The organism is Cellulomonas sp. URHE0023, assembly GCF_000688475.1.
Lineage (GTDB): Bacteria > Actinomycetota > Actinomycetes > Actinomycetales > Cellulomonadaceae > Cellulomonas.
Map to the genome: position 1 here is coordinate 248,398 of NZ_JIAN01000009.1, position 17,260 is coordinate 265,657.

General features: G+C 71.4%; 21 protein-coding genes. 12 read left to right on the forward strand and 9 right to left on the reverse strand.

Translation table 11 applies throughout. The annotated features are described in order from the left end of the window. Nucleotides 1-7: 7 nt before the first annotated feature. Nucleotides 8-829: a methyltransferase domain-containing protein gene (locus tag N553_RS0117930; RefSeq protein WP_028047676.1), complete on the reverse strand. Its 822-nt coding sequence runs from the start codon at nt 827-829 to the stop codon at nt 8-10. 92 nt (nt 830-921) lie between these two features. Here N553_RS0117930 and N553_RS23520 point away from each other — a divergent pair, with 92 nt between their 5' ends. Continuing rightward, a complete protein-coding gene (locus N553_RS23520) occupies nt 922-1,941 on the forward strand; it encodes a DUF418 domain-containing protein (RefSeq protein WP_051640330.1) in 1,020 nt (339 codons plus the stop codon). Nucleotides 1,942-1,960: 19 nt separating this feature from the next. On the opposite strand, the gene N553_RS0117940 is transcribed toward N553_RS23520, so the two are convergent. Then, on the reverse strand, nt 1,961-2,347 hold the full coding sequence (locus N553_RS0117940; RefSeq protein WP_028047677.1) for a DUF1304 domain-containing protein: 387 nt from the start codon (nt 2,345-2,347) through the stop codon (nt 1,961-1,963). A gap of 26 nt (nt 2,348-2,373) precedes the next feature. Between N553_RS0117940 and N553_RS23525 the strand changes: the two genes are divergently transcribed. Both N553_RS23525 and N553_RS0117950 read left to right on the forward strand, forming a co-directional pair. Beyond that, on the forward strand, nt 2,374-3,303 hold the full coding sequence (locus tag N553_RS23525; RefSeq protein ID WP_051640331.1) for a hypothetical protein: 930 nt from the start codon (nt 2,374-2,376) through the stop codon (nt 3,301-3,303). After that, nucleotides 3,300-3,905 (forward strand): hypothetical protein, encoded by a 606-nt coding sequence (locus N553_RS0117950; protein WP_028047678.1) that lies wholly within the window; start codon nt 3,300-3,302, stop codon nt 3,903-3,905. Before N553_RS23525 ends, N553_RS0117950 begins: the two co-directional genes overlap by 4 nt. Here N553_RS0117950 and N553_RS0117955 read toward each other — a convergent pair. After that, the gene (locus N553_RS0117955) at nt 3,902-4,810 is read right to left on the reverse strand and encodes an oxygenase MpaB family protein (RefSeq protein ID WP_034623390.1); all 909 of its coding nucleotides are present in this window, start codon (nt 4,808-4,810) and stop codon (nt 3,902-3,904) included. The two genes, N553_RS0117950 and N553_RS0117955, sit on opposite strands and share 4 nt — an antisense overlap. A 139-nt stretch (nt 4,811-4,949) precedes the next feature. Between N553_RS0117955 and N553_RS0117960 the strand changes: the two genes are divergently transcribed. The 5 genes from N553_RS0117960 to N553_RS0117980 all read left to right on the forward strand — a co-directional run bounded on the left by N553_RS0117960 (nt 4,950) and on the right by N553_RS0117980 (nt 9,838). Further along, nucleotides 4,950-5,726, forward strand: a complete 777-nt coding sequence (locus tag N553_RS0117960) for an MBL fold metallo-hydrolase (RefSeq protein ID WP_028047680.1) — start codon at nt 4,950-4,952, stop codon at nt 5,724-5,726. Nucleotides 5,727-5,790: 64 nt separating this feature from the next. Then, complete coding sequence (locus N553_RS0117965) at nt 5,791-6,354, forward strand: hypothetical protein (RefSeq protein WP_156043899.1); 564 nt, start codon at nt 5,791-5,793, stop codon at nt 6,352-6,354. Between the two features lie 37 nt (nt 6,355-6,391). Continuing rightward, a complete protein-coding gene (locus N553_RS0117970; protein WP_028047682.1) occupies nt 6,392-8,947 on the forward strand; it encodes an RNA helicase in 2,556 nt (851 codons plus the stop codon). A 13-nt stretch (nt 8,948-8,960) separates the two neighbouring features. Further along, the gene (gene ybaK, locus N553_RS0117975) at nt 8,961-9,452 is read left to right on the forward strand and encodes a Cys-tRNA(Pro) deacylase (RefSeq protein ID WP_369796724.1); all 492 of its coding nucleotides are present in this window, start codon (nt 8,961-8,963) and stop codon (nt 9,450-9,452) included. Continuing rightward, entirely contained in the window at nt 9,452-9,838 is a 387-nt protein-coding gene (locus N553_RS0117980; RefSeq protein ID WP_028047684.1) for an MmcQ/YjbR family DNA-binding protein, read from the forward strand. Before ybaK ends, N553_RS0117980 begins: the two co-directional genes overlap by 1 nt. Here N553_RS0117980 and N553_RS0117985 read toward each other — a convergent pair. Then, a complete protein-coding gene (locus tag N553_RS0117985; RefSeq protein WP_028047685.1) occupies nt 9,835-10,233 on the reverse strand; it encodes a YccF domain-containing protein in 399 nt (132 codons plus the stop codon). The two genes, N553_RS0117980 and N553_RS0117985, sit on opposite strands and share 4 nt — an antisense overlap. A gap of 41 nt (nt 10,234-10,274) precedes the next feature. On the opposite strand from N553_RS0117985, the gene N553_RS0117990 reads away from it, so the two are divergent. Continuing rightward, entirely contained in the window at nt 10,275-10,985 is a 711-nt protein-coding gene (locus tag N553_RS0117990) for a YggS family pyridoxal phosphate-dependent enzyme (protein WP_028047686.1), read from the forward strand. 2 nt (nt 10,986-10,987) lie between these two features. Here N553_RS0117990 and N553_RS25465 read toward each other — a convergent pair whose 3' ends face one another. After that, nucleotides 10,988-11,155 (reverse strand): hypothetical protein, encoded by a 168-nt coding sequence (locus N553_RS25465; RefSeq protein WP_197030131.1) that lies wholly within the window; start codon nt 11,153-11,155, stop codon nt 10,988-10,990. Nucleotides 11,156-11,315: 160 nt separating this feature from the next. Here N553_RS25465 and N553_RS25730 point away from each other — a divergent pair, with 160 nt between their 5' ends. Further along, nucleotides 11,316-11,681 (forward strand): YidH family protein, encoded by a 366-nt coding sequence (locus N553_RS25730; protein ID WP_028047687.1) that lies wholly within the window; start codon nt 11,316-11,318, stop codon nt 11,679-11,681. Next, a complete protein-coding gene (locus tag N553_RS0118005; protein WP_028047688.1) occupies nt 11,678-11,986 on the forward strand; it encodes a DUF202 domain-containing protein in 309 nt (102 codons plus the stop codon). The genes N553_RS25730 and N553_RS0118005 overlap by 4 nt, the downstream gene beginning before the upstream one ends. 7 nt (nt 11,987-11,993) lie before the next feature. Here the strand turns inward: N553_RS0118005 and N553_RS0118010 are convergent, their stop codons facing one another. From N553_RS0118010 to cimA, 4 genes are all read right to left on the reverse strand, one after another. After that, entirely contained in the window at nt 11,994-12,536 is a 543-nt protein-coding gene (locus N553_RS0118010; protein ID WP_028047689.1) for a DapH/DapD/GlmU-related protein, read from the reverse strand. 45 nt (nt 12,537-12,581) lie between these two features. Beyond that, on the reverse strand, nt 12,582-13,640 hold the full coding sequence (locus tag N553_RS0118015) for a lipoate--protein ligase family protein (protein WP_028047690.1): 1,059 nt from the start codon (nt 13,638-13,640) through the stop codon (nt 12,582-12,584). A gap of 24 nt (nt 13,641-13,664) precedes the next feature. Continuing rightward, the gene (locus N553_RS0118020; protein WP_028047691.1) at nt 13,665-14,525 is read right to left on the reverse strand and encodes a hypothetical protein; all 861 of its coding nucleotides are present in this window, start codon (nt 14,523-14,525) and stop codon (nt 13,665-13,667) included. An 89-nt stretch (nt 14,526-14,614) separates the two neighbouring features. Continuing rightward, on the reverse strand, nt 14,615-16,243 hold the full coding sequence (cimA, locus tag N553_RS0118025) for a citramalate synthase (RefSeq protein ID WP_369796725.1): 1,629 nt from the start codon (nt 16,241-16,243) through the stop codon (nt 14,615-14,617). A gap of 378 nt (nt 16,244-16,621) precedes the next feature. Between cimA and N553_RS23530 the strand changes: the two genes are divergently transcribed. Next, entirely contained in the window at nt 16,622-17,224 is a 603-nt protein-coding gene (locus N553_RS23530) for a DUF6069 family protein (protein ID WP_197030127.1), read from the forward strand. Nucleotides 17,225-17,260: the final 36 nt, after the last annotated feature.

A 17,260-nucleotide genomic window follows, 5' to 3' on the forward strand; every position in this document is an offset into this window, starting at 1 on the left:
CCGTGGGTCAGGCGCGCGCGAGGATCTCGCCGTGCAGCACCGCGAACCAGCCTTCGGGCTGCTCGCCCCACTCGCGCCACGCGTCGGCGAGCAGCTCCAGGCCCACCTCGTCGGCCAGCCCGTGCGCGATCGCCTGCGCGGCGAAGTTGGACGCGACCGACCGGTCCGCCCACAACCCGGCCCACCAGGTGCGGTCCTCGGGGGTGGCGTAGCACCAGACCCCGGCGCTGGGCACGATGTCGTCGGGGGCGAACCCTGCCTCCCGGACCCATGCCAGCAGGCGACGCCCCGCGTTGGCCTCCGCTCCGTTGGCCTGCGTGACCTCGTGGTACAGGGCCAGCCACTCGTCGAGGCCCGCCGAGTGCGGGTACCACGTCATGCCGGCGTAGTCCGCGTCCCGGACCGCGACGATCCCGCCGGGGCGGGCGACGCGTCGCATCTCCCGCAGCGCGGCGACGGGATCGGTCAGGTGCTGCAGCACCTGGTGAGCGTGCACGACGTCGAACGAGTCGTCCTCGAAGGGGAGCTCGTAGGCGTCGGCGACCTGGAACGTCACGTTCGACGCACCAGCGTCGGCGGCCGCTTTCTGCGCGATCTCGACGACAGCCGTCGATGCGTCCACACCGACGGCCGAGCCGTTGCCGAGCCGGGTGGCCAGATCGATCGTCACGGAACCCGGACCGCACCCCACGTCGAGGAGCCGGGAGCCCGGCACGAGCGCGGGCAGCAGGTACGCGGCCGAGTTCTCCGCGGTGCGCCAACGGTGGGAGCGCAGCACGGACTCATGGTGTCCGTGGGTGTAGACGTCGGGGTGCGCCGGGGAGTTCACACAGAACTCTAATCATCCGCGAGGGTTCCATTTCAACAATCGGAACGAACCGTTTCGATATGCGAGACATGGCCCTGCCTTACGATCCACGGATGCGGCGGATCGTGGGCATCGACGTGGCGCGGGGCATCGCCGTGCTCGGGATGATGACCGCACACGTGGGACCCGACGACCACGGTCCGGTGCCTCCGGGCGGGTTCGCCCAGCTCGCGGACGGCCGGCCGTCGGCTCTGTTCGTCGTGCTCGCCGGCATCTCGCTCGCCCTGCTCTCCGGCGGTGCGTCACCGGTCAGCGGCGGTGCGATGACGAACGCGCGCATCCGCGTCGTCGCACGAGCCTTCCTCGTGCTCTTCCTGGGCCTCGTCCTGGTGGCGCTGGGTACTCCGGTGGTCGTGATCCTGCCGACGTACGCGGTCCTCTTCGTCGCCGGAAGCGTCGTCCTCGGCTGGACGCGGCGGGCGCTCCTGGCCGCGTCCGTCGCCTTCGCGGTGCTCGGACCGCCGCTCGTCCAGTGGCTCGTCGACGACCCCGTGGAGCAGAACAGCATCCCCGGCCTCTTCGTCGGCCCCCACTACCCGGCCCTGATCTGGATGTCCTACCTGCTGACCGGCCTTGCCGTGGGCCGCAGCGACCTGCGGTCCCCGCGGCTGCGGCACGTCGGGGTTCTCGTCGGGCTCGGGCTGGTCCTGCTCGGGCACGGCGGCGCCTGGCTCGCGCAGCGGGCGACCTCCTGGCCGCCCGAGCTCACCAGCAGCGCCCCGCATGCGTCCACCACCTTCGAGCTGGCGGGCAACACCGGCGTCGCGTTCCTCGTGCTCGTGGGCTCGCTGGCCGCCGCCGACCGCTGGCCGCGCGCGGTGTCCCCTGTCGCCGCGGTCGGCAGCCTCGCCCTCACGGCCTACACCGTGCACATCGTCGTCATCGCGATCGTCGGCGACGACGTCGTCTTCCAGCCCACCGTGCTCAGCTGGCTCGCATTCCTGGGCGTCACGACTGCCGCGTGCTGGGCATGGGCCCGGTTCCTGGGCCGCGGGCCGTTGGAACGCGTCATGCACGAGGTGTCGACGGTGGTAGCCCAGGACACGACCCCGGTGCGCGACGCGCAGGGGTGAACGACCGGTCGTGCACGTCTCAGACGGTGAGCTGGACCACCGCGAGCGCGATGGCGAGCACCGGGAAGAGGCCCTGCGTCGCCGCTGCCCGGACCATGCGGCGGTCCGCGGAGATCAGGACGGCAGCCGCGGCGAGCATCGAGCCGCAGCCGAACAGGACCAGCGCCAACCCGACGTCCTGCGACCCGGCGAGCGCCAGCCCGACCCCCACCAGGGTGCCGACCGCCAGGAACAGGTTGTAGAAGCCTTGGTTGTACGCCCACGGCTTGACCGCCGGCACGTCCTGCGTGCGCGTCAGGAAGCGTGCGTGCACCTCAGGTCGCTCGAAGAGCACCGACTCGTAGAGGAAGAAGACGACGTGGAGCAGGGCGGCGAGCACGGCGAAGACAGCGGCAGCGATGAGCATCGGGTCAGTCTGCCTACCCTTGTCCGATGACCACCAGGGTGTCCGCGCGAGGCGTCCTCGACGAGGCAACGTGGCAGTCGCTCGCCGAGCAGCACGCCGCGCGCGCCGACGCGTTCACGGCCGGTCGGCGTGCGCGCAGGTCGCGGCACGAGAAGCACGCGATCGAGGACTTCCTGTTCGAGTACTACCCCGTCTCACCGGCAGCTCTGCGGCGCTGGCACCCAGGAGCCGGCGTCAGGCTGACCCCAGGGCCCGTGCCGCACGCCGGCTGGCGCTGGTACGTCACCGACCCCGACGGGTTCGTCACGCTCGACGTCGAGGCCTACCTGGCCGACCGCGGCGAGTCTCTGCGGTTCATCGCCGGCCTGCTGGGCCAGACCCTCGCGCGACCGGCGTTCACCGGGTGCTTCGGCCTGCACGAGTGGGCGATGGTCTACCGCGAGCACGACGACGAGCACCGGCACCCGCTGCCGTTGCGGCTGGGTGCTGCGGGGACCGACGCGGTCGTCGAGTCGAACCGCATCCGCTGCACCCACTTCGACGCGTACCGGTTCTTCACGCCCGAGGCGGTCGACCGCAACGCCCTGCGACCGACGCGGGCCAACCAGGCGGACATGGAGCAGGCCGGCTGCCTGCACGCGGGCATGGACGTCTACAAGTGGGCCACCAAGCTCGGTCCCGTGGTCCCCGGTGACCTGCTGCTGGACTGCTTCGAGCTCGCACGTGACATCCGCACGCTCGACATGCAGGCGTCGCCCTACGACGTGAGCAGCTACGGGCTCGAGCCGGTCATGATCGAGACAGCGCAGGGCAAGGCGTCGTACGCCGCGGCGCAGAAGATCTTCGCCGAGCGCGGCAACGCCCTGCGGGAGCGCCTGCTCGATGTGTGCCGTCCGGTCGTCGGGTTGCCGCACGGTGTTCAGTTCGGCGTCCCGTCGGTCGATGAGCGCATGTGAGAGCCGCCCGTCACCACCTCGTCGCAGCCGTCGTCGGTGTCGCGGCATTCGTCGGCGGTGGGGCCTCTGCGGACCTCTGGGTGCACCACGGATCCGAGCACCTGCCCGGCGACCTTCCGGTCGACTCGCTCGACGAGGGCATCGCCCTGCCGTTCACGGTCGCGGTCCCAGCGGCACGGGGGTGCCCCGACTACGCCTTCGACGCACCCCTGCCTGATCCGGGCGCGGTGGGGCCGACGTCGGACCGGACGTTCCACCTGAGCGCGAGCCCCATGGCGGCGATCCTGGTCGTCTGCCTGCCCGACGCCGGTGGATCCGCCGAGGCCGTCGTGGCGCACCACCTCGCGGTGCCGATCAGCGACGGGACGCACATCACCGACGGACCTGTCCTGGTCCGCAGCGCGTTCGGCGAGGCGTTCCGGATCGACACGCAGTTCGGCACCACCGGACCGACTATCCGTGAGTGGTACACGGACCACGACGGGGTCGTCATCGTCGTCGGGCTGATCTTCTACCCCGGTGCGGACGTGGCGGGCAGCACGTCGATCGTCGAGTCGATGCTCACGTCCTGGACCTGGCACCTGCGTCCGGTGGACGGCTAGCGCCGGGCGTCGTCCGACGGCGCCGGGCGGCCTGCACCGGCAACCCGGCGGGCGTCGTCGGGGCCCAGCATCCAGCGGATCATCCGGGTGACCGTTCCTCCCGCGAGCCGCGCTCCGGCGCGGCCGACCGGGCCGGGGTGCCGAACGCCGAGCTGCTCGCACGCCCACAACGGGAGCGACGCGACCGCCGCACGGGCGAGCGAGGAGTACGCGGGCCGCAGGCTCCAGGGAACCGGCGGCTCATGGAGCAGGAAGTCCGCGGCCTCACGAGCCGCGGCGGACGGACCGAGGACGGGCCTGAACTCGCGGAGGGCCAGCGCGAGCTCCGCGACCGACGTCGGAACGCGTTCCGCCCCGAGCGCGACGGCGACCCGTGCGGCCTGCTCGACGTACCGGTCGGCGTCGACCGCGTCGATCGGTCGCTGGCCGTACAGCCGGTAGGCGCGCAGGAAGCTGTCCGCCTCGGCCACGTGGACCCACCGCAGCAGCTCCGGGTCGCCCGCTGCGTACGCGATCCCTTCGTGGGTGGTGCCGGTGATGCGCTCGTGGACCTCGCGGACGCGGGCGATCGCGGCCTCGGCGTCGTCGGCGGTGCCGAACGTGGTGACCGCGAGGAAGGTGCTGGTCCGCGCGAGCCGACCCCACGGGTCACCCTTGTAGCCGGAGTGCGCGGCGACGGCCGCCATGGCCGCCGGGTGCAGGGACTGCAGCAGCAGCGCGCGCATGCCCCCGACGAACATCGACGCGTCGCCGTGCACCGTGCGGATCGGCGAACCGGGCAGGTACCAGCGGGGGCCGGGCGTGCCGTGGATCCGATCCCGTTGCGCCAGCCCGTCCGGCCCGGCGACGCGCAGGAAGAGCTGGGTGCCTGCTCGGTCCCGCAGGGTGGACAGCCCGAGTGACATCGGTGCACCCGCCTCTCGCATCGTCGGACGTGCTGGGCCTCGATGCTAGGTCGCCGGGTGCCGGGGCGCCTGTGGGGTCGACGTCTCATTTCCGGGAGTGCGCCCGGGGCAACCGTGGCGGGCCCGACACGATGCCCGCATGACCGCACCCACGCTCACGCACATCGGCGGCCCGACCCTCCTGATCGAGATCGAGGGTTGGCGGCTGCTCACCGACCCGACGTTCGAGGCTCCCGGACGCACGTACTCGTTCGGGCCCGGCGCGCGCTCGCGCAAGGTGACCGGCCCGGCGCTGCAGCCGTCCGACCTCGGCAGCATCGACGCGGTCCTGCTGTCCCACGACCACCACGCCGACAACCTGGACGACGCGGGACGCGCGTTCCTGCCTGCGGCAGGGAGCGTGCTGACCACGGTGTCCGGCGCGCGGCGCCTCGGTGCGGGCGCGGTCGGGCTCGCCGCCTGGCAGACGCACGTCCTGGAGGCGCCCGGCCGACCCACGCTGACGATCACGGCGACCCCCGCTCAGCACGGTCCCCGGTTCGGCCACCGGCTCGTCGGGGAGGCTGTCGGCTTCGCCATCACCGTCGAGGGTTCCGACGACGTCGCGATCTGGGTCTCCGGCGACACTGTGCTGTTCGACGGCATCCGGGAGGTCGCATCGAAGCTCGCGGTCGACGTCGCCGTGATGCACCTCGGGGCCGTGAAGTTCCCCGTCACGGGTCCGCTGCGCTTCACGTTCAACACCGCCGAAGCCGCCGAGGTGGTCAGCCTTCTGAAGCCCCGCGTCGTCATCCCGGTGCACTACGAGGGCTGGTCGCACTTCCGCGAGAACCGCGACGTCTTCGAGCCCGCGCTGGCCGCGACGGGCGCCGACGTCCGCTGGCTCGCCCTCGGCGAGCCGACGCCGGTCGACTGACGGCCCTTGCGCCGATCGGATGACACGTGAGACGGACAGCCGGCGCGCTCGCGACAATCTGCGCGTGCGAACAGCTGCCCGGGTCACGGTCCCGCTCGTCGTCGGCGTGATCCTGGCGGGAGGAGCGGCGTTCGCGCGGGCGACTCGCGAGCCCGCCGCGCTGCCGCCGCTCGCCGTCGAGACCCTGAACCCGCCGGCGGAGATCGACCTCCCCGCGCAGATCGTCGCAAGCGGCGACAGCCGGACGACCTTCTCCCTCGGCGCCCCCGTCGAGGGCGAGCAGCACGGTGACCTCCTGACAGTGCAGCTCGCACCTCTGCCCGACTGGTCGTCCTTCGGCGTCGTGCAGCCGCCCCAGACCGACGGTCTCGGCTCGCTGGAGGACTTCACGGACTGGCAGCGTCGGCACCCGGAGGACTCGCAGCTCGTCGGGGACCCGGTCGTCGAGCACAGCGCGCTCGGCGTCGCGGTCCGCAAGGACCTGAGCATGAACGCGAAGCTCACGATCACGCAGTGGGCGGTCGAGCACGACGACGGCCTCTACCTGGTGGAGTGGACGCACCGTCCCGACGACGAGACCTGGCGCCCGACCGTCGAGGCGATGATCGCGTCGTGGCGCTGGGGCTGAGCCCGTCCCACTGCGCACGTGGGACCATCGACCCACGATGAGCACCCCGACGCTGGCCGACCGCATCCCTGCTGACCCGAGCGACCCCGACGCCCTGTACGAGGCATTCACCGGCTGGGCAGACGACCAGGGACTGAGCCTCTACCCGCACCAGGACGAGGCACTGCTCGAGCTCGTGACGGGTGCGCACGTGATCCTGTCGACGCCGACCGGCTCGGGCAAGTCGCTCGTCGCGGTGGCAGCGCACTTCGTCGCACTCGCGCAGGGCCGCCGCACGTACTACACCGCCCCGCTCAAGGCCTTGGTCAGCGAGAAGTTCTTCGCGCTCGTCGACGCGTTCGGGTCGGAGAACGTCGGGATGATGACCGGGGACTCTGCCGTCAACCCGGGCGCACCGATCATCTGCTGCACCGCCGAGATCCTGGCCAACGTCGCGCTGCGCGACGGGAACGACGCCGACGTCGGCCAGGTCGTGATGGACGAGTTCCACTTCTACTCCGACCCGCAGCGTGGGTGGGCGTGGCAGGTCCCGCTGCTCGAGCTGACCACGGTCCAGTTCGTGCTCATGTCCGCGACGCTCGGCGACGTCAGCTTCTTCGCCGAGGACCTGACGCGCCGAACCCACCAGAGCGTGGCCGTCATCGCGAACGCCGAGCGCCCCGTCCCGCTGACCTTCACCTACGCGGTCGAGCCGCTGCACGAGCTGCTCGACGAGCTGGTGAAGACCCGGCGCGCTCCCGTCTACGTCGTCCACTTCACGCAGAAGGAGGCCGTCGAGCGCGCGCAGTCCCTGCTGTCCACTCCCCTGGCCAGCCGGGAGCAGCGCGACCGCATCGCCGACGAGATCGCGGGCTTCCGTTTCGCGCCCGGCTTCGGCAAGACGCTCAACCGCCTCCTGCGGCACGGCGTCGGCGTGCACCACGCGGGGATGCTCCCCAAGTACCGCCGGATCGTCGAGAGGCTCACGCAGAAGGGCCTGCTCCCGGTCGTCTGCGGCACGGACACGCTCGGCGTCGGGATCAACGTCCCGATCCGGACGGTGCTGCTCACCAGCCTCGTCAAGTACGACGGAGTCCGGATGCGCCACCTGTCCGCCCGCGAGTTCCACCAGATCTCGGGCCGCGCGGGCCGCGCCGGGTTCGACACCGTGGGGGAGGTCATCATCCTGGCGCCCGAGCACGTGATCGAGAACCGCAAGCTGCTGGAACGCGCGGGCGACGACCCGAAGAAGATCAAGAAGATCGTGCGCAAGAAGGCGCCGGAGGGGCACGTCAACTGGACGGACAAGACGTACGAGCGTCTGCGTGATGCGCCGCCCGAGCCGCTGACCAGCAGCTTCGCCGTCTCGCACGCGATGGTCCTGAACGTGCTGGCGCGCGACGGCGACCCCGTCGCGGCCATGACCAAGCTGCTGACGGACAACCACGAGCCCGCAGGTGCCCAGGGCCGTCACGTGCGTCGCGCCATCGCCGTCTACCGCTCGCTGAGGGCTGCGGGCGTCGTCGAGCGACCCTGGATCGAGGACGAGAACGGCCGGCACCGCGGCCTGCGACTCACCACGGACCTGCCACCCAACTTCGCGCTCAACCAGGCCCTGTCCCCGTTCGCGTACGCCGCGCTCGACCTGCTCGACCAGGCGGACCCGGCCTACGCCCACGACGTGGTCTCGGTGCTCGAGTCGACCCTGGACGACCCACGCCAGGTGCTCTCCGCGCAGGAGAACAAGGCGCGCGGCGAGGCGGTCGCTGCCATGAAGGCGGACGGGATCGAGTACGACGAGCGCATGGCGCTCCTGGAGGGCGTCTCCTACCCCAAGCCGCTCGCCGAGCTGCTCGAGGCCATGTTCATCACCTACCGGCAGACCAACCCGTGGGTCGCCGACCTCGCCCTGTCCCCCAAGTCCGTCGTCCGTGACATGCACGAGCGGGCCATGAGCTTCGCGGAGTACGTCGCGTACTACCAGCTCGACCGGACGGAGGGCGTGCTGCTGCGGTACCTCGCCGACGCCTACCGCGCGCTGCGCCAGACGGTTCCCGAGGACGCCCGCACCGAGGAGCTGTGGGAGCTCATCGAGTGGCTGGGCGACCTCGTCCGGCGCACCGACTCCAGCCTTCTCGACGAGTGGGAGCGCCTGTCGAACCCCTTGGACGAGCACGGGGCCGACGCGCACTCAGGAAGCGGCAGCGGCATCGACGTGGACACTCCGGAGCCGATCACTGCCAACCCGCGTGTGTTCCGCGCCCTCGTGCGCGGTGCGCTGTTCCGCCGCGTCGAGCTGGCCGCCCGCGAGTTCTACGGAGGTCTAGCGGCACTCGGTGACCTCGACGCCGACGGCGAGCCCTGGACGGTGGAGCGCTGGCGCGACGCCCTCGACCCGTTCTACGACGACCACGACGAGATCCTCACGGGCTCGCCCGCGCGCGGTCCGGGGCTGTTCCAGGTGACACCCGGGCGCGGCACGTGGACCGTCCGGCAGCTGCTCGACGACCCCGAGGGTGACCACGACTGGCGCATCGACGCGGTCGTCGACCTGGCCGGATCCGACGAGACCAGCGAGGTCCAGCTGCGGATCACCGCCGTCGGACCGTTGTGACAGGCTGGTCGTCGTGACCAAGCACGCACCCACGGGCACCCCGGCGCTCGTCGCCCTGACCGCCGCGGGCGTCGAGCACACGGCGCACACGTACGAGCACGACCCGGCGAGCGACCTGGGCTACGGCCTGGAGGCCGCGGCGGCGATCGGGGTGCCACCCGAGCAGGTGTTCAAGACGCTCATGACAACGGTGGACGGCACGCTCACGGTCGCGGTCGTCCCGGTGACCGGCCAGCTCGACCTCAAGGCTCTGGCGCACGCGGTCGGCGGCAAGAAGGCAGCCATGGCGGACAAGCACGCCGCCGAGCGCGCCACCGGGTACGTCGTCGGCGGGATCTCCCCGCTCGGCCAGCGTGCGGCGCACCCGACCGTGGTCGACGAGACGGCCTGGCTGTTCGACACGGTGTTCGTCTCGGGCGGCCGACGAGGCCTGGATGTCGAGCTGTCGCCCGAGGACCTGGTCCGTCTCACCGGCGCGACGGTCGCGGACATCGCGCGCGACTGATGTCCACCTGGGAGGACGTCGCCTCGGTCGCCTTGGCGCTGCCCGAGACCACCCAGGACGAGCTCGTCTGGTCGGTGCGCGGCAAGATCGTCGTCAAGGAGCGCCGGCTCAGACCGGCCGACCTCAAAGCGCTCGGCGACGACGTCCCCGACGGGCCGGTGCTCATGGTGCACACCGGCGACCTGGTCACCAAGGACGAGATGCTTGCCCGGCGCCCGGACGCGTACTTCGTCACGCCGCACTTCAACGGCTATCCCGCGGTCCTCGTGCGGCTCGAGGTCATCGACGTGGATGAGCTGACGGACGCGGTCGTCGAGGCCTGGCTGCGGACGGCCCCGAAAGCGCTGGCCGAGCAGTGGCTCGCAGAGCATCCCGAGGGGCCCTAGTGCCCGTAGGCAGCCATGGCACGGTCTGACGGGACGATCTGCTTGCCCAGCGGTACCAGGGAGATCGGGACCATCTTCCAGTTGGCGAGCGCGAGCGGGATACCGATGATCGTGATCGCCTGCAGGACGCCGGTGATGATGTGGGCGAGCGCGAGCCACCACCCCGCGACGATGATCCAGATGACGTTCCCGATCACGGACCAGGCACCCGCCGTGGGCTTGTCCACGACGGTGCGCCCGAACGGCCACAGCGCGTAGCTCGCCATGCGGAACGCGGCGATCCCGAACGGGATGGTGATGATGAGGATGCAGCACAGGATGCCCGCGGCGACGTACCCGAGGGCGAGCCAGAACCCGGCGAGCACGAGCCAGATGATGTTCAGCAGCGTCTTCACAGGTCAAGAGTGCACCCGCACTGGCGGATAGGGTGCGTCCCATGACCGTCGACCCCACCGCGGTGGCCGACCGGCTCGTACAACTGCGCGCCCGGATCGCCGCCGCCGAGAGCGCCGCCGGCCGTTCCCCCGGGTCGGTGCGCCTGCTGCTCGCCACGAAGACCCAGGACGCGGCGACGATCCGCGCGGCCCTCGCAGCAGACACGGGAACGCCCCACCCGGTGCTCATCGGGGAGAACCGGGTGCAGGAGCTCGTCGCCAAAGGCCCACTCCTGGGCGACCTCGGCGTGACGACCCACCTCATCGGGCCCCTGCAGTCGAACAAGGTCAACGCCGCCCTGCGGTGGGCGTCATGCATCGAGTCCGTCGCTTCGCTGGACCTGGCACACCGCCTGGCCGCGCGGTCGAGCGGTGTGCAGGTGTACGTGCAGGTCAACGTCTCGCAAGAGCCGACGAAGCACGGTGCAGCCCCCGCCGAGGCGGTCGAGCTGGCCTGCGCGATCGGCGCTCTGCCCGGTGTGCGGCTGGCGGGCCTGATGACCGTCGGAGCGAACTCGCGCGATGCCGACCTGGTCAGAGCCGGTTACGCGGTGCTACGAACCCTGCGTGACGAGATCGTCGCCTCCGGCGCACCCGGCACCGCGGACGTCCAGGAGCTGTCCATGGGCATGAGCGGCGACCTGGAGCTCGCCATCGCGGAGGGTGCGACCGTCGTGCGGGTCGGGAGCGCCCTGTTCGGGCCTCGGGCCTGAGCTCAGGAGCCCAGCTGCCGGGTGACGGGCCGACCGCCCCCGCGCAGTGCGACGGCCCGGGCGGCGGCCGAGCGTGCACCGGCGGAGCGGCGGCGGACGCTCGCCAGCTCGCGTGCGTGCAGCACGCTCATGCGGCGGATCTCGCGGTCGAGCCTGGCGTCGGCGGTCATCTGCATCTCCTTCGTCGCGAGGAAGGAGAGCGTGGTGCCGGTCCAGATACGTCGGGTGTGCTCGCAGGCGGCCCGGACCGCTGCGACCGGCGCCGTCTACCTGGTGCTCGTCGGCGCGTTCGTCGTGGTCAGCCGCCGGACCAGAGACCAAGATGGGCACGTGGCCGACGACAAGAGGTTCCCGCGGTGGGTCTACGGCGTCGGCACCGAGCCCGACGCACGGTTCTCGCTGGCCAACGAGCGCACCTTCCTCGCCTGGATCCGCACCTCGCTCGCCCTTCTCGCCGGCGGGGTCGCGCTCGAGGCGCTCGACCTGCCGATCGAGGACCACCTCCGGTTCTCGGCAGCTCTGGTGCTCGTCGTCGTCGGCCTCGTCGCACCGGCGACCGCCTGGATCGGCTGGGCGCAGGCCGAACGGGCCGTCCGCCTCGGCACCCCTCTGCCGTCGCCGTCCGCGTTCGGTCTCCTGGTCGTGGGCGTCTGCCTGGCGGGTCTCCTGGTGCTGATCGGGCTGGCGACGGCATGACCGAACCTGCCGCCACGGGCCTGGCGGTCGAGCGCACGCACCTCGCGTGGCGTCGGACCGCGCTCGGTCTGACGGCAGGAGGCGTCGCCGCAGCGCACGTGCTCCAGGAGTTCCTCGGTGGCGGCGCGTGGAGCATCGCAGCCCTCGGCGCCCTCGTGGCGGCCGTCCTCGCGATCTTCTCGGCTCGCCGGAACGCCCGCGAGGACGTCTCGGGCCTCGACGGACGCCTGGTGACCGTGTGCGCGTCCGGCCTCACCGTGCTCGGCGTCGGAGCCGTCGCGTTCGTCGTTCTGCACGGCACCTAGGACCGCCTCACCAGCGTCGTCGCACGGTCGCCTTCGGGCCGGTCACGAGGCTGGCTGCGGGTACGTCGTCTGCGACGACCGCGCCGGCGGCTATCACGGCGTCGCGGCCGATGCTCACGCCGGGCAGGATCGTCACGCCGGCACCGATCCAGACGTTCTCCTCGACATCGATCGGTGCGCCCGTGAGGTACAGCCGACGCTCGGCTGGGTCGACGGGGTGCCCGTCGGTGATGAAGGTGACCTTGGGCCCGACCATGACCCGCTCGCCGAGCCGGATGCCGGCGTAGTCCAGGAACGTGCAGCCCTGGTTGATGAACACCCGCTCGGCCAGGTCGAGGTTCAGGCCGTGATCCGTGTAGAAGGGCGGGTAGATCGTCGTGCGCGCGGGCAGGGGGCGGCCGAGTATCTGCTCGAGCAGCGCGGCCTTGCCCGCGTCGTCGTCGAACGGCAGGACGTTCAGTCGCGAGGTCAGCCCGGTGACGTGCAGGACGCGGGCCGCCATCGCCTGGAACTCGGGGCTGTGGATGAGCATCAGACGGTCACCGGGCATCCCACGATCTTGGTCCGACTCCGACGGACGGCCGGGAGAAACGCCCTACGGGACGCGTGCCGTCCAGGCCGGGTCGGCGAACTTGGTGGTCACGAGCTCCCTCGCCAGCTCGAGCTCGTGCGGCCGAAGATCGCCGTCGACGGTCGGGTACTGCTGCCGGAAGTGCGCGACGAACGCGTCGATGACCGCCTCCCGTGGGAGCTGCGTCTGGGAACGCACCGGGTCGACGCGCTTCGCCGCGCTGGCGGTCCCCTTGTCCGAGAGCTTCTCCCGACCGATCCGCAGCACCTGGAGCATCTTGTCGGCGTCGATGTCGTAGGACATCGTCACGTGGTGCAGGACGGCCCCGCCGACGACGCGCTTCTGCGCCGAACCCGCCAGCTTGCCCGTCGACGACGAGATGTCGTTGAGTCCCGTGAGGGTGGCCTGCACGCCGACGTCCGCGAGCGCTCCGAGGACCCACTGGTTGAGGAATCCGTAGGACTCCTCGAACGTCATGCCGTCGACGAGCGAGGCGGGAACCACGAGCGAGAAGGTGATGCAGTTCCCCGCCTCCATGAACATCGCTCCACCGCCCGAGATCCGACGCACGACCGTGATCCCGAAGCGCTCCGCCGCCGCCAGGTCGACCTCGTTGCGCAGCGACTGGAACGACCCGATGATCACGGCCGGCTCGACCCACTCCCAGAACCGCAGGGTCGGCCCTCGCCGACCCGCGGCGAGCTCTTCGGTGAGCACCTGGTCGAGCGCGGCGTGCAGCGCGGGCGGGAGCGGTCCGGGGTGGATGAGCTCGAACGTGTGGTCGCCCCAGACCGTCGAGTAGCCGAGCGCACGGCGCACGGCGGTCGCCACGGCGCGCGCGTCGAACCCCACCATCGTCACGGGTTCGGCGAACCACCGCAGCGCCTCGGTCACGCTCTGCGTCAGCACGGAGAAGCTCGCGTCGAACGGTAGGCCGTCGAGCGCCGTCGACAGCACCTCGAGCGCCTCGTCGGGCTCGAGGAAGAAGTCGCCGCTGACGCTCACGTCACGCAGGCGCCCGTCCACCACGTCGAGGTCGACCGCGACGAGCTTGCCGCCGGGGACCTTGTACTCACCGTGCATCGCACGAGCCTATGCACCGGCGTGTCATCCCAGCGCGCGAACCGCCAGCTGCGCCCGCTCCTGGACCATCGCCGACAGGGACTCCGGATCGCCGAGCGTCGCGAGGCCGTCCTCGCGGGTCCCCGTCGAGAAGGTCTGCGCCGTCCACGAGACGATGGTGTTCCCCACGAGCATCTGCCCCTGGTAGGCAGGCACCGTCGACCCCGCGGACGTCCGGTCCACCTGGAGCACGACCGAGGGGTAGACGCCCTGCCCCTCGATCGCCGGCTGCGCCGTCCAGAACGCACTCTCGACGCCGGTGGTCACCTCGCGGTAGCTCGGGCACGCGTCGATGGTTGTCACGAGCTCGCGGAACGCCTCGCGGGCCGCGGCCGGGTCGGGCAGGACGGTCACCTCCTGCTCGAAGTCCATCGCGGTGTTGCCCCAGCGGCGGACGTCGTAGAAGGACGGCGGCTCGGCGACGACGGTCACCGCCAGCACGCAGGTGACGGGTTCCACGACGGTGCCCGTGGGCAGTCCCCACGGGACCTGCCCAGAAGCCACGAGCTCGTCGACCCCGGTCTCCGCAGCCGGGACGTCGGCCACGAGGTCCGCGGCCGTCACGAACAGGCCCATGCTCGTCGTCGCGTCGAACGCGGCATCAGACCCGGGGGGCGCGACGGACACCGACGGCGTGGGCGCCGACGGCAGATCGCTCGGCGTCGGCGAGGCGACGGCCGTCGGGATCGGCTCGGTCTCGACCGACCAGGGCTCGGCGACGAGCAGGACCAGGAGCGCGAACGCACCGACGGCGACGGCGAGCCACCACCACCCGTGCGCCGGCGGCCTCCTACGGGACCCCTCAGTGCCGTCGGACGACGGCGACGGCGGGGCGGAGCCGGACACGACCGCACCCCTCTCGCCGCATCGGCCGCCGTCGGGGGCCGTCAGGTCCCGAGGTTAGCCGCGAGCGCGGCCCGTGACGGGATGAAAAGTCAGCGCGGCGCGACGCCGTGGCGGTACAGACCCCAGATGGCGGAGTCGGTCAGCGCCTCCCACGAGGCCTCGAGCAGGTTCGGACCGACGCCGACCGTGCTCCAGACGTCCTGGCCGTCGCTCATCTCGATGAGCACGCGTGTGATCGCGTCGGTCCCGTACATCGAGTCGAGGATCCGGACCTTGAAGTCGATCAGCTCGAACTCCTCGAGCTCCGGGTAGACCTTCAGGAGCGCCTGGCGCAGCGCGTGGTCCAGGGCGTTGACGGGTCCGACGCCCTCACCTGTGCTCACGATGCGCTCGCCGCCGGCGTGCAGCTTGACCGTGGCCTCCGCCGTGGCCGGTGTCCCACGCGGTCCGCGGCGCTCGACGATCGCGCGCCAGGACTCGACCGTGAAGTACTGCGTGCGCTGCCCGTTGAGCTCCTCGAGGAGCAGCAGCTCGAACGACGCGTCCGCGGCCTCGTAGGTGTACCCGTTGGCCTCGGCGTCCTTGACGCGCTCGGTGACCCGGCTGAGCACGTCCGGCCGGTCCGACAGGTCGAAGCCCAGCTCACGTCCCTTGAGCTCGATCGACGCGCGGCCCGCCATGTCCGAGATGAGCATGCGCATGTCGTTGCCCACGTTGGCCGGGTCCGTGTGCTGGTAGAGGTCGGGGTCGACGCGGATCGCCGACGCGTGGATCCCGGCCTTGTGCGCGAACGCGCTGGCGCCGACGTACGGCGAGCGGGCGAACGGGGAGATGTTCGTGATCTCGCTGATCGCGTGGGCGATGCGCGTCAGGTCCCGAAGACCTCCGGGCAGCCCTTCGGTCGTCTTGAGCACGGGCAGGCCGTACTTGAGCTCGAGGTTGGCGACGACCGCGAGCAGGTCGGCGTTGCCCGTCCGCTCGCCGTACCCGTTCACCGTCCCCTGGACGTGCGTGCAACCGGCCTCGACCGCCGCGAGCGTGTTCGCCACGGCGCAGCCCGAGTCGTTGTGCGCGTGCATCCCGAGGATCGCCTCCGGACCCACCGCGTCGCGGATCTCGTGCACGATCTGCGCGACCCACGCCGGCACCATGCCGCCGTTCGTGTCGCACAGCGTGACCACCTCGGCGCCCGCCTCGAAGCCGGCCAGGACCGCCGCGCGCGAGTAGGCCGGGTCGAACCGGTACCCGTCGAAGAAGTGCTCGGCGTCGACGACGACCCGGCGCCCTTCCCGCACGAGGAACGCCACCGTGTCCGCGATCATCGCGATGTTCTCGTCGCCCGTCGTGCGCAGGGCGCGCTCGGCGTGCCGCAGGTCGTGCTTGGCGACGAGGGCGACCACCGGGGCCTCGGAGTCGACGAGGGCGCGCACCTGGGGGTCGTCGACCGCGCGCGTCCCCGCCTTGCGGGTGCTGCCGAACGCGGCGAGCTCGGCGTTGCGGAAGTCCAGCTCCTTGGCCGCCCGCTTGAAGAACTCCGTGTCCTTCGGCACCGCGCCCGGCCACCCGCCCTCGATGAAGCCGACCCCGAGCTCGTCGAGCAGCGGCGCGATCATCAGCTTGTCGGCGACAGAGAGGTTCATGCCCTCCTGCTGCGCGCCGTCGCGCAGGGTCGTGTCGTAGACCTGGAACGAGGAGTGGTTCGGTGCGGGGACGGACACGATGTGCTCTCTTCGGTGCTGTGATCTCGGACGTCGTCGGTGCTGCGGTGAGGCGTTCCTCCGGCGGGGGTGTGCCGGTGCAGTCGACGTGGGCGGGGCGGTGGTGGTGCCTCGACCAACAAAAAGACCCCCCGGGGTACGGGAGGTCTGCGCGTCAGCGGGTGGGCCGACGCGCTACTCGATAATGAGGGCGGTGCTGTTCACACTTGCATCGTGGCACACGTCACGTACCACGGTCACGCGTTCCACGCCTTGGACATCGCGTCCACGCGTCTACGACGCGGTCGCGCAACGGAGCGCGCGACATGTCCGCTCCTCGCTAGCGTGGGGACACGTGCGGCCGTCCGGCCACACGTGGGTCGAGCACCAGGAGACCGCATGTCGATCCCCAATCCGCCGCCCGAGCGCCAGTCGGCGTACCAGCCGCACGGTCAGCACGCCGCGCCGCCGCCCCCGGCGTCCGCCGTCCCGCCCGCGTCCGCCGTCCCGCCCGCGTCCGTACCTCCCGCGGTCGCGCCCCCCGTCCCCCCACCCGCGGAACCACCACGGCCCGCCGCACCGTCGGTCGACAACGGCCGGTACTGGGCGGGCGTCGCTGCGACCGCACTGGTCGCGGCACTCGTCGGAGTCGTCGGCGTCATCGTGCTCGACCAGATCATCAACATCGACCTCGTCGTGAAGGACCTGTTCGGCACGGACTCCGTCGGCGCGGCCTACGTCCTCGGTGGCGCCCTGTCCGCCGTCGTCGCCGGTGCCCTGCTCCAGCTGCTCGTGGTGACTACACCCCGACCCCGTGCGTTCTTCGGCTGGATCATGTTCCTCGCGATCGTCGTCGCGGCGCTCATCCCCCTCACGTGGACCGACGACACCTCGGCGGCTCTGGCCTCCGGCGGCATCAACCTCGTCGTCGGCATCGCGATCTGGACCCTGCTGTCGAGCGTGCTCGCGCGCACGCTGCGACCCGGAGTGGTCGTCGAGTAGACGGCTGTCCACGGCGAACGGCCGGCCACCCCATCA